Origin of the sequence: Nocardioides sp., from assembly GCF_047607365.1 — a bacterium.
Lineage (GTDB): Bacteria > Actinomycetota > Actinomycetes > Propionibacteriales > Nocardioidaceae > Nocardioides.
Genome location: NZ_JASGDD010000103.1, coordinates 1 through 10,537 on the forward strand (window position 1 = coordinate 1; position 10,537 = coordinate 10,537).

General features: G+C 72.1%; 12 protein-coding genes. 3 read left to right on the plus strand and 9 right to left on the minus strand.

The window, feature by feature from the left end:
- Positions 1-703: MATE family efflux transporter (locus QM572_RS07735; RefSeq protein WP_415091728.1), on the plus strand; the 703-nt coding region annotated here is incomplete at its 5' end.
- A 10-nt stretch (positions 704-713) separates the two neighbouring features.
- Complete coding sequence (locus tag QM572_RS07740; protein ID WP_415091730.1) at positions 714-1,301, plus strand: DinB family protein; 588 nt, start codon at positions 714-716, stop codon at positions 1,299-1,301.
- A 227-nt stretch (positions 1,302-1,528) separates the two neighbouring features.
- Here the strand turns inward: QM572_RS07740 and rplI are convergent, their stop codons facing one another.
- The 6 genes from rplI to QM572_RS07770 all read right to left on the minus strand — a co-directional run bounded on the left by rplI (position 1,529) and on the right by QM572_RS07770 (position 5,855).
- Positions 1,529-1,981, minus strand: a complete 453-nt coding sequence (rplI, locus tag QM572_RS07745; protein ID WP_415091732.1) for a 50S ribosomal protein L9 — start codon at positions 1,979-1,981, stop codon at positions 1,529-1,531.
- A 13-nt stretch (positions 1,982-1,994) separates the two neighbouring features.
- Positions 1,995-2,231, minus strand: a complete 237-nt coding sequence (gene rpsR / locus QM572_RS07750; protein WP_008355445.1) for a 30S ribosomal protein S18 — start codon at positions 2,229-2,231, stop codon at positions 1,995-1,997.
- 68 nt (positions 2,232-2,299) lie between these two features.
- Positions 2,300-2,842 carry a single-stranded DNA-binding protein gene (locus QM572_RS07755; protein ID WP_415091735.1) on the minus strand — a complete coding sequence of 181 codons (543 nt, stop codon included), beginning with the start codon at positions 2,840-2,842 and terminating at the stop codon, positions 2,300-2,302.
- 78 nt (positions 2,843-2,920) lie between these two features.
- Entirely contained in the window at positions 2,921-3,211 is a 291-nt protein-coding gene (rpsF, locus tag QM572_RS07760) for a 30S ribosomal protein S6 (RefSeq protein ID WP_415091737.1), read from the minus strand.
- Positions 3,212-3,303: 92 nt separating this feature from the next.
- The gene (locus tag QM572_RS07765) at positions 3,304-5,565 is read right to left on the minus strand and encodes a heavy metal translocating P-type ATPase (protein ID WP_415091739.1); all 2,262 of its coding nucleotides are present in this window, start codon (positions 5,563-5,565) and stop codon (positions 3,304-3,306) included.
- The gene (locus QM572_RS07770; RefSeq protein ID WP_415091741.1) at positions 5,562-5,855 is read right to left on the minus strand and encodes a metal-sensitive transcriptional regulator; all 294 of its coding nucleotides are present in this window, start codon (positions 5,853-5,855) and stop codon (positions 5,562-5,564) included. The genes QM572_RS07765 and QM572_RS07770 overlap by 4 nt, the downstream gene beginning before the upstream one ends.
- A gap of 52 nt (positions 5,856-5,907) precedes the next feature.
- On the opposite strand from QM572_RS07770, the gene QM572_RS07775 reads away from it, so the two are divergent.
- Positions 5,908-6,963 (plus strand): LLM class flavin-dependent oxidoreductase, encoded by a 1,056-nt coding sequence (locus QM572_RS07775; RefSeq protein ID WP_415091743.1) that lies wholly within the window; start codon positions 5,908-5,910, stop codon positions 6,961-6,963.
- On the opposite strand, the gene QM572_RS07780 is transcribed toward QM572_RS07775, so the two are convergent.
- From QM572_RS07780 to QM572_RS07790, 3 genes are read right to left on the minus strand one after another with little or no spacing between them, the layout of a single operon-like run.
- Positions 6,950-7,993 carry an alanine racemase gene (locus QM572_RS07780; protein WP_415091745.1) on the minus strand — a complete coding sequence of 348 codons (1,044 nt, stop codon included), beginning with the start codon at positions 7,991-7,993 and terminating at the stop codon, positions 6,950-6,952. The genes QM572_RS07775 and QM572_RS07780 overlap by 14 nt on opposite strands.
- Before the next feature lies 1 nt (position 7,994).
- Positions 7,995-9,137: a lipid II:glycine glycyltransferase FemX gene (locus tag QM572_RS07785; protein WP_415091747.1), complete on the minus strand. Its 1,143-nt coding sequence runs from the start codon at positions 9,135-9,137 to the stop codon at positions 7,995-7,997.
- Positions 9,094-10,416 (minus strand): glycosyltransferase family 87 protein, encoded by a 1,323-nt coding sequence (locus QM572_RS07790; protein WP_415091749.1) that lies wholly within the window; start codon positions 10,414-10,416, stop codon positions 9,094-9,096. The genes QM572_RS07785 and QM572_RS07790 overlap by 44 nt, the downstream gene beginning before the upstream one ends.
- Between the last annotated feature and the right edge of the window lie 121 nt (positions 10,417-10,537).

A 10,537-nucleotide genomic window follows, 5' to 3' on the forward strand; every position in this document is an offset into this window, starting at 1 on the left:
CCGCGGGGCGCGGCGCCACGGCGCGGGACTGCGACCGGACCGCGCGGGCATCCTGACCGCCGCCCGCGCCGCCGTCGCGCTGGTCGTCCGGACGCTGACGCTCCGCGTCGCCCTCCTCGTGACGACGTACGCCGTCACCCGCATCCCCCACACGGCGGCGGGCTCCGCCGCGACCCACCTCGCGACCCACCAGCTCACCTCGACGCTGTGGACGTTCCTCGCCTTCGTGCTCGACGCGATCGCGATCGCCGCGCAGGCGCTCACCGGCCGCAGTCTCGGCGCCGGCGACCTTCCCGGCACCCGGGCGCTCACGACCCGGATGGTGCGCTGGGGCCTGGTCTCCGGTGTCATCACGGGGCTCCTCCTGGCGGTGGCGAGCCCCGTGATCGGACGGCTCTTCACCGGCGACCCCGCGGTCCGCGACGCCCTCGTGCCGGTGCTGCTCGTCGCGGCGCTCGCCCAGCCGGTCTGCGGCGTGGTCTTCGTCCTCGACGGCGTGCTGATCGGTGCGGGCGACGGGCGCTACCTCGCGGCCGCCGGTGTGATCACGTTGGCCGCGTACACGCCCGTGGCGCTGCTCTGGCATCCGAGCCTGGTCGGCGTGTGGGTCGCCTTCACGCTGGTCTTCATGGGCGTGCGCTGCCTGACCCTGACGCTCCGCGCCCGCACCACGCGCTGGATGATCGTCGGCGCCGCGACCTAGGGTCGGTCCCATGAGCGACGACACGCGCGAGAACCCGAAGGCGATCTGGCAGCGCTACTACCGCGACCGTCGCGAGGCGCTGATCGGCAAGGTCGCCGACCTCTCCGAGCGGGAGGCCCGCCTGCCTCGGACCCCGACGGGGACCAATCTGCTCGGCATGGTCAAGCACGTGCTCAACGTGGAGGCGATCTACCTCGGCGCCACCTTCGGCCGCCCGTTCCCGGGTCGGGACGAGCTGGTCTCGGACGACGCCTACGACGCCGATCCACAGGTGGACTGGTACGCGACGGAGGACGAGACCCTGGCCGGGATCATCGGCCTCTACCGCCGGGTGATCGCCCATGCCGAGGAGACGGTCGAGCTGCTCGACCTCGACGCGATCGGCCACGTCGCGCACTGGGGTGGCCGTGAGGTGACCCTGCACCAGATCCTGGTGCACAACTTCAACGACCTCTGTCAGCACGGCGGGCAGGCCGACATCCTGCGGGAGTCGATCGACGGTGCCGTCGGGTGGCGCAGCACCGGGGACAACGTCCCGGACGGCTACGACTGGCCGGCGTACGTCGCGAGGCTCACCGCCCTGGCCGACCGCTTCTGAGATCGGGGCCGAACCCCCCGGCGCCCACCTGCCGCCGTCATCGGGCTGACGTCCCGCTCTCACCTCGCTGTCGGGACCTTCTGGCCCCTCCGGTGGTCCCCGAAAGGCCGGAACGTCCCGGCCGAGGTGGGAAGAGAGCCGCAAACGCGACCGGAACGGGCGCAGCGTGAGAGGCGCGAGATGAACGAGGCCCACCCCCGAAGGGATGGGCCTCGTCCGGAGTCCGGTCAGCCGGCGACGACGTTGAGGGCGACCGTGGCCGACACCTCGTCGTGGAGCTTGACGGAGACCTGGTGCGCACCGAGCGCCTTGATCGGGTTGCCGATCACGATGGTGCGCTTGTCGATCGACTCGCCGGCAGTGCCGGTGAGGGCCTCGGCCACGTCGGCGACGGTGACGGAGCCGAACAGGCGACCCTCCTTGCCGGCCTTCACCTTGAGGGCGACCGGGGAGGCCTCGAGCTTGGCCTTGACCTGGTCGGCGTGGTCGGCGTCGCGCAGGGCGCGGGCCGCACGGGCCGACTTGATGGCCTCGACCTGCTTCTCGCCGCCCTTGGTCCAGCGGACGGCGTCGCCGCGCGGGATCAGGTAGTTGCGGGCGTAGCCGTCCTTGACCTCGACGACGTCGCCGGCCGAGCCGAGGCCGGTGACCTCCTGCTGAAGGATGATCTTGGTAGACATCTCAGATCCCCTCTCAGCGACCGGTCGAGGTGTAGGGCAGCAGGGCGACCTCACGCGCGTTCTTCACCGCGATGGCGACGTCGCGCTGGTGCTGGACGCAGTTGCCGGTGACCCGACGGGCGCGGATCTTGCCGCGGTCGGAGATGAACTTGCGGAGCAGGGTGGCGTCCTTGTAGTCGACGCCGGTCGCCTTCTCCTTGCAGAACTGGCAAACCTTCTTCTTGGGCTTGCGAATCACTGCCTTGGCCATTGTGGTGCTCCCTTTCTAGAAGCCCGGCGTTGGAGCCGGAATGGTTACAGGATGGGTGGGGTGGTTGATCAGAACGGAGGCTCGTCGGAGCCGACGCCGGGAGCGCCCCACGGGTCGCCCGCCGGAGCGGACGAAGCGGGCCGGCCGCCGCCGGAGGACGGCGAGGCCCACGGGTCGTTGGCCGGAGCCGACTGGCCCGACGGGGCGGACTGGCCGCCGCCGTAGCCCCCGCCGGTCCCGCCCGAGCGCTGGGCCCGGGTGACCTTGGCGGTGGCGCTGCGCAGCGACGGACCGACCTCTTCGACGTCGATCTCGAAGACCGTGCGCTTCTGGCCCTCGCGGTCCTCGTAGGAGCGCGACTTCAGCCGGCCCTGCACGATGACACGAGTGCCTCGCGTGAGCGACTCGGCGACGTTCTCCGCGGCCTGACGCCAGATCGAGCAGGACAGGAACAGCGTGTCGCCGTCCTCCCACTCGTTGGTCTGCCGGTTGAACGTGCGGGGAGTGGAGGCGATCCGGAAGTTCGCCACCGCCGCACCCGAGGGGGTGAAGCGGAGCTCCGGGTCGTCCACCAGGTTGCCCACCACGGTGATCTGGGTCTCGCCAGCCATGTCTCTTCGTCCTTACGTTCCGATCAGGTGTCCGTGTCAGCGCCCATCAAACACGAGGCCACCGACACAGACGAGGGATCACTTGCCGGGGCGAATGACCTTGGTGCGGAGGATCGACTCGTTCAGCGTGAGCTGACGGTCGAGCTCCTTGACGGTGGCGGGCTCGGCGGTGAGGTTGACGATGGCGTAGATGCCCTCGGCGTTCTTCTTCACCTCGTAGGCCAGCTTGCGGCGACCCCAGATGTCCACGTTGTCGACGGTGCCACCGTCGCTGCGGACCACGTTGAGGTACTTGTCCAGCGACGGGGCGACAGTGCGCTCGTCGAGGCTCGGGTCGAGGATGACGACCACTTCATAGGCACGCGTCATGTTCCTCCTCCTTCGGACTCAATCGGCCACGGGATCTCCGCGGCAGGAGGTTGATGCGGCGTCCTCTCCCGGGAGGGAGAGAACGCCCCACCTTAGGCGAAGCGGCGCAGGCGCAGCGAATTGCCGATCACGAACACCGACGAGAAGGCCATCGCCGCCCCCGCGATCATCGGCTGCAGCAACCCGGCCATCGCCAGCGGGATCGCGAGCACGTTGTAGGCGAACGCCCAGAACAGGTTGCCCTTGATGATCCCGAGCGTGCGCCGGGCGAGCCGGATCGCGTCTGCGGCCTTGCGCAGGTCGCCGCCGACGATCGTGAGGTCCGAGGCCTCGATCGCGACGTCCGTGCCGGTGCCCATCGCGATGCCGAGGTCGGCGGCAGCCAGCGCGGCCGCGTCGTTGACCCCGTCCCCGATCATCGCCACGACCCGGCCCTCGTCCCGCAGACGGCGTACGACGTCGAGCTTGTCGGCCGGCATCACCTCCGCGATCACGTCCGCCTCGTCGATCCCCACCGTCCGGGCGACCGCGAGCGCGACCCCGCGCGCGTCGCCGGTGAGCAGGATCGGCCGCAGCCCAAGCGCCCGCAGCCGGGTGAGCGCCTCGGCCGAGGTCGGCTTGACCTCGTCCGCGAGCGCGATCGTGCCGCGCCACCGCCCGTCCCAGACGACGTCGACCGCGGTCTCGTCGCCGGACCCGGCCGAGCGGTTGACCGAGACCTCCACCCCGTCGACCACCCCGCGCACCCCCACGCCGGGCGTCGCCACGAACCCCGTGACCGACGGCAGCGTGACAACTGCTGGTGAACCGCCCGCCAGAGCCTCCTCCGAAGACCGTTGACCAGCAGTTATCCCGCCGGACTGCCCGGTGCGCGCGGCCGCCACGACGGCGCGGCCGATCGGGTGCTCGGACGCGGCCTCGACGGCACCGGCCAGCCGCAGTACGTCGGCGGCGTCCACCCCCCGGGCAGGCGACACACCCGCCACCGTCATCACGCCGGTCGTCACCGTGCCGGTCTTGTCCAGCACCACGGTGTCGACGACGCGGGTGGACTCGAGCACCTCCGGCCCCTTGATCACGATGCCCAGCTGGGCGCCGCGGCCGGTCCCGACGAGCAGCCCGATCGGCGTAGCCAGCCCCAGGGCACAGGGGCAGGCCACGATCAGCACCGCGACGGCGGCCGAGAGCGCGATCGAGAGCGAGTCCCCGAGGACGGCCCATCCGACGAACGTCGCCAGCGCCAGCAGCATCACGACCGGCACGAAGACCGCCGCGACCCGGTCGGCGAGCCGCTGCACCTCCGCCTTCCCGGTCTGCGCCTGCTCGACCAGTGCGGCGAGCTGCGCCAGCTGGGTCTCGGAGCCCACGGCCGTCGCGCGCACCACGATCCGGCCGCCGCTGTTGATCGTCCCGCCGACCACGGCCGAGCCCTCCGAGACCTCGACCGGGACCGGCTCGCCGGTGAGCATCGACTGGTCGACGGCCGACGAGCCGGTCACCACGACGCCGTCGGTGGCGACCTTCTCTCCCGGGCGCACGACGAACACGGTGCCGACCTCCAGCGACGACACCGGCATCGGCATCTCGTGATCGCCGTGCAGCACCACGACCTCCTTGGCCCCGAGCGACAGCAGCGCGCGGAGCGCATCGCCGGCGCGGCGCTTCGACCGCGCCTCGGCGTACCTCCCCGCGAGGATCAGCGTCGTCACGCCCGCCGCCGCCTCCAGGTAGATCGCGTCCAGGCCGTCGGTCCGCTCCACCCGCCACGAGAAGCCGTGGCGCATCCCGGCCATCCCCGCGTCGCCGAGGAAGAGCGCGACGAGCGACCAGCCGAACGCCGCGAGCACGCCCACCGAGACCAGCGTGTCCATCGTGGTCGCCCCATGCCGCGCGTTGCGCCAGGCGGCCCGGTGGAAGGGCCAGGCGCCCCACACCACGACCGGCGCGGCGAGCGTCAGCGACGCCCACTGCCAGTTCTCGAACTGGAGCGCCGGCACCATCGCGAGCAGCACCACCGGCACCGACAGGACCGCCGAGATCAGCAGCCGCTGCCGCAGGGCGCGGTCCTCGCCGTCGTACGCCGTCGCGGGCTCGTCCGCGCCGTGCTCGTGCCCGCCGTGCTCGTGTCCGGCGCCGGGGAGCGTCGCCGAGTAGCCGACGGACTCGACCGCGGCGACCAGCCGCGAGACGTCGAAGTCCGCCGGCACCGAGACGTGCGCCCTCTCCAAGGGCAGGTTCACGGTGGCGGAGACGCCGTCGAGACCGTTGAGGGCGCCCTCGACACGACCCACGCAGGAGGCGCAGGTCATCCCCCCGACCGCGAGGTCGAGCTCGCGGACATCTCCGGAGGTCATGACCGCACCAGCCGCGCGATGGCGGCACTCGCCTCGGCGACCTTGGCGTCGGCCTCGGGGCCGCCGTGCTGCACCGCCTCGGCGACGCAGTGGCCGAGGTGCTCCTCGAGCAGCCCGAGAGCCACCGACTGCAGCGCCTTCGTCGCGGCGGAGATCTGGGTCAGGACGTCGATGCAGTAGGTGTCCGACTCGACCATCCGCTGCAGCCCCCGGACCTGGCCCTCGATCCGCCGCAGTCGCTTGAGGTGGGCCTCCCTGTGCTCGGCGTAGCCGGGCGCGTGCATGTGCATGTCTTCGACCATATACCCCCTGGGGGTATATCCCAAGTGCTTCACTTGAGGCATGACGCTGACCAGCCTCGGCTTCCTCACCCTCGGCCTCTTCGACCCCGCCGACCCGCGCGCGGGCCACGAGGAGCTGCTCCAGGTCATCGAGCTCGGCGAGGAGCTCGGCTTCGACTCCGCCTGGCTCCGCCATCGCCATCTCCAGTACGGCGTCTCCTCGCCCGTCGCCGTCATGGCCGCGGCCACCCAGCGGACCTCGAGGATCCAGCTCGGCACGGCCGTCACGCCCCTCGGCGCAGAGAACCCGTTCCGGCTCGCCGAGGACCTCGCCACCGTCGACCTCCTCTCGGCGGGCCCGGAGACCGGCGGCCGGATCAACCCCGGCTTCTCGGTCGGCCCGCCGATGAACTACGACCGCTACAAGGCGGCGCTCTACCCCGACACCGCCGACGCGGAGGAGCTCGGGTTCCCCCGGCTCGAGCGACTCCTGGCCTACCTCCGCGGCGACGCCGTCTCCGACTTCGAGGGCACGCAGGGCATCGAGACCTTCGACCGTCGCATCCAGCCGCAGAGCCCCGGCCTCGCCGACCGCGTCTGGTACGGCGGCGGCTCGCTGTCCAGCGCCACCTGGGCCGGCGAGCACGGCCTCAACTTCCTCTCCTCCAGCGTCGTGAGGGCCGACGACACCTATCGCCCCGGCCGGCCCGACGGCGCCGAGTTCGCCCGGATCCAGCGTGCCCAGCTCGACGCCTTCCGCGCCGCGCACCCACGCGGCGACCAGGCCCGCGCCTCGCAGGGCCTGGTCGTCATCCCCACCGACTCGGCCACGCCCGAGCAGGTCGAGCGCTACACGGCGTACCGCGCCTCACGGCTGGAGCGCACCCGTTCCCCGCAGGGCCCGGGCCTCCTCTTCGCCCCCGACCTCGTCGGCACCAGCGCGCAGCTCGCCGACCAGCTCCACGCCCACGCCGGCTTCCAGGCAGTCGACGAGGTCGTCTTCGCGCTGCCGTTCACCTTCACGCACGACGACTACCGCCAGATCCTCACCGACATGGCGACCCACCTCGGCCCGGCGCTCGGCTGGAGTCCTCAGACGTGGCCTAGGACAGCCTGATCTCGTCGAAGGTCGTGGTGGTGAACCGCACCGCCACGTCCACCGTCTCGCCGACCTCGGGAACGCGCGAGCCGCGCGGCAGCGCCAGCATCGAGGCCTGCATGTGGGGCGGCTCGGCGAACTCCAGCGCCCGGCCGTCGAGCGAGAAGGGCGAGCGGAGCGTCCCAGCGGCCTCGATCGCGCCCTTGGCGAGGACGGCGGCGCGCCCGCGCGGCGAGGCGTCGCCGGACGGCGCGACCAGCCCGATCCCGTTGGCGGTCCCGCCCGAGACGACCAGCAGGTGTCCGGACACCCCTCGTCCCCGGCGGTAGCCGAACCGCTCCGAGCGCTCGATCGGGTGTACGTCCTGCACCACCGAGGTCACCCTCAGCGCCCCGCGGTCGCCGAGCCACAGCGAGGTGCCCAGCCGCGGCCGCACCACCAGATCCGGGTACGCCGTCCGCAGCCGCTCCAGCGCCGGAGCATCCAGATGAGAGACCCACACCGTCGACGCGCCGGCTCCGATCACGTCGTCGAGCAGCGCCCGCGCCTCGGCCTCGTTGCGCCCGGGTGGCGCGTCCATCGGCAGATGGATCGTCACCCCCTCGACGCGCGCGCCCGCGCGCGCAGCGGCCGGGGCGGACGACCACAGCTCGGCGGCGGACATGCCGTGCCGCCGCATCGAGGTCATCCGCTCGAGCACGACCCGCGCGCCCGGCTGCGCCTCGAGCAGCGCGTCGACGTCCTCCGGCCGGGACACCGTGTGGACGACCCGCTTCGCGAGCTCCGGTGCGAGCGCGCCCACCCACGGCCGCCACGGCGTCAGCACCAGGACCGAGCCGTCAAACCGGGAGGCGACCTCGGTCACCTCGGCGTAGGTCCCGACCGCGATCGTGTCCGCGCCCAGCCAGGCCGAGCGCCGGGCGAGGGAGGCGAGCCCGAGCCCGTAGCCGTTGCCCTTCGCCACCGGCACCAGTCCCGGGGTCGCGTCCGCGACGCCGCGCAGGTGGGCGCGCCAGCGCCCCCCGTCGACGCTCAACACCAACGACATGTCAGCCCCGCCGCGCCATGTACATCGTGAACGCCCTGTAGAGCAGCGGCCGCAGCGGCAGGTCCCACTCGCCGGCGTACTCCACCGCCTGGCCGCCGGTGCCGGCCTTGAACTGGATCAGCCCGACATGGGAGTCGGCCGAGGAGAGCGTCGGCGTGATGCCGCGCAGGTCGTACACGTCGCACCCGGCCGCGATCGCGTCGCGGATCATCGCCCACTGCAGCGCGTTCGACCCGCGCACCTCGCGCTTGAGCGTCGAGGAGGCGCCGTAGGAGTACCACGCGTGCGCGCCGACCCGGACGAGGATCGTCGCCGCCACGAGGTCACCCTGGTGCGTCGCGAGATAGAGCCGGATCCGGTCGGGGTCCTCCGCGGCCAGCTCACGCACCATCGTCTCGAAGTACGCGAGCCCGCGGGGCGTGAAGTGGTCGCGCTCGGCGGTGTGGACGTAGAGCTCGTGGAACGCCTCCAGGTCGCCGGATCCCAGCGGATCGGCCGAGACGCGGACCTCGACGCCCTCCTTCTCGGCGCGCTTGATGTTGCGCCGCCAGAGCTGGTTCATCCCGGCCAGCACGTCCGCCTCCGAGCGCCCCGCGAGCGGAATCTCGTAGGTGTACTGAGGCTGGCCGGCGCCGAAGCCGTCCTCGGGCGACTGCGGCAGCCAGCCCGCCGACCGCAGCTGGGACACGACCCGGGCGCCGTCGGCGAAGCGCTGGGTGGGCGGCAGGTCGCCCAGCCGCTCCACCGCCTCGGAGGCGACGCCCTCCTTGACCACGGCCGCGCTCCACGTGGCGGTCCGCACGGGCGGCCCGAGCCGGATCGCGAAGGCGCCGTTCCCCTTGAGGTACGCCGCCAGCGGGTCGAGCCACTGCGTCAGATCCCCCAGGGCGAGATCGCCCGACCAGTCGATCGACGGGCCCTCGGGGAGATAGGCCAGGGTCGCCCGCTTGAGCCTGGGCACCGGGCGATGGAGGACCAGCCCGGCCCCGACGAGCTCGTCGCCGGCGTACCAGCCGACGGACTCCGCGCGCCACTCGGTCTTCACCCGGCCCCACGCCGGGGTCTGGAGGAAGCTCACCGACCGCCGGGAGCGGACGAAGTCACGATGGGCTGAGGACGAGATCCTCCGCACGCTCAGAGCCACGCGCCGACCCTACCGCCGGGAACCAGCCGCGCACGACGCGGCTCACGAGCCACAGCTCGCCTCCGACGCGGACCATGATCCCGATCCAGTAGAACGGCACCTGGGAGCCGCCGCCGGCCTGGAGGAAGCCTCCGAGATACCACCAGACGAAGGCGAAGTAGACCAGCTCGCAGCCCTGCCACCAGACCTGGTCGCGCAGTCGCGGACGCGCCAGCACCGCCAGCGGCAGCAGCCAGAGGACGTACTGCGGCGAGTAGACCTTGTTGACGATGAGGAAGCCGGTCACGATGACCAGGCCGAGCTCGGCGAAGGTGGGGGTCCGCCGTGCCATGAGGCCGACCGCGAGGGTGAGCAGGCACCAGGCGCCGAAGAAGAGCCACGAACCGACGTTGATCGCGTGGGCCGAGAAGTCGTGGCCGGTCATCTGCTGCACCATGAGCCACAGCGACCCCAGGTCGGCCTTCCGCTCGGAGTTGAAGCTCCAGAAGACCTTCCACTGATCGAGGCCACCGAGCATCGCCGGCGCGTTGACCACGATCCAGGTGAGGGCCGCCGACACGACCGCGACGGCGAACACCGACCAGCGTCTGGCCCGCCAGCAGATCACCAGCAGCGCCCCGAGCAGGAACAGCGGGTAGAGCTTCACCGCCGCGCCGAGCCCGATCGCCACGCCGGCCCAGCCCGGCCGGCCGCGGGACCAGGCGAAGAGCGCGCCCGCCACACAGGTGACGGCGAGCATGTCCCAGTTGATCAGCCCGGTGAGCAGCAGCATCGGCGAGGCGGCGAACCAGAGCGCGTCCCACGGTCGTCGGGGCCGGCTGAGCACCAGCAGCCAGGTGGCCGCGAGCGCCAGGATCGCGAACCCGAGCGCGTTGACGGCGACGTACGGGCGGATCTCCCGATGTACCTCGGGCAGTCCCCAGAGCTGGTCGACGGCGGTCTCGCTGCGGGCGTCCGTCGACGGCGAGCCGGTGATGACGTGGGTCACCCAGGCGGCGCCCCAGGCCCAGTAGGCGATCCCGACGGGGTACTCCATGACCTCGTAGCGCGACCGCGTCGCGGGATCGTCGGAGTAGGGCCAGGCGAGCTCGGCGAGGCCGCGTCCGGTGTAGAGGTAGGGCAGGTCGGAGTAGCACATCTGCACGTAGCGACCCTGGGAGTCCTCCCAGGTCTTCTCGTAGCAGCCGCTCTTCTGCACCATGCCGAGGGCGAACGTCACCGCGGTCACCGCGAGGAGCACCCTCAGCGGCGACCACCAGGCCCGCCCGGCGTGCCTCATGGACTCCCGCCCGAGCGGCAGCCGATGCAGATCGCCGGAGAGGACTCGCTCGCGCTCGGGCTGGTGACCGGCGTGGTCGCGGCCGTCGTCGGCGCGGCGGCGCTCGTGGTGGGCGCCGCGC

Excerpts from the sequence above, each read along its gene's own strand:
- rplI (WP_415091732.1), bottom strand. The coding sequence starts at position 1,981 with ATGTCTACCAAGATCATCCTTCAGCAGGAGGTCACCGGCCTCGGCTCG.
- QM572_RS07775 (WP_415091743.1), top strand. The coding sequence starts at position 5,908 with ATGACGCTGACCAGCCTCGGCTTCCTCACCCTCGGCCTCTTCGACCCC.
- rpsR (WP_008355445.1), bottom strand. The coding sequence starts at position 2,231 with ATGGCCAAGGCAGTGATTCGCAAGCCCAAGAAGAAGGTTTGCCAGTTC.
- QM572_RS07755 (WP_415091735.1), bottom strand. The coding sequence starts at position 2,842 with ATGGCTGGCGAGACCCAGATCACCGTGGTGGGCAACCTGGTGGACGAC.
- QM572_RS07770 (WP_415091741.1), bottom strand. The coding sequence starts at position 5,855 with ATGCACATGCACGCGCCCGGCTACGCCGAGCACAGGGAGGCCCACCTC.
- rpsF (WP_415091737.1), bottom strand. The coding sequence starts at position 3,211 with ATGACGCGTGCCTATGAAGTGGTCGTCATCCTCGACCCGAGCCTCGAC.
- QM572_RS07780 (WP_415091745.1), bottom strand. The coding sequence starts at position 7,993 with ATGTCGTTGGTGTTGAGCGTCGACGGGGGGCGCTGGCGCGCCCACCTG.
- QM572_RS07765 (WP_415091739.1), bottom strand. The coding sequence starts at position 5,565 with ATGACCTCCGGAGATGTCCGCGAGCTCGACCTCGCGGTCGGGGGGATG.
- QM572_RS07740 (WP_415091730.1), top strand. The coding sequence starts at position 714 with ATGAGCGACGACACGCGCGAGAACCCGAAGGCGATCTGGCAGCGCTAC.
- QM572_RS07790 (WP_415091749.1), bottom strand. The coding sequence starts at position 10,416 with ATGAGGCACGCCGGGCGGGCCTGGTGGTCGCCGCTGAGGGTGCTCCTC.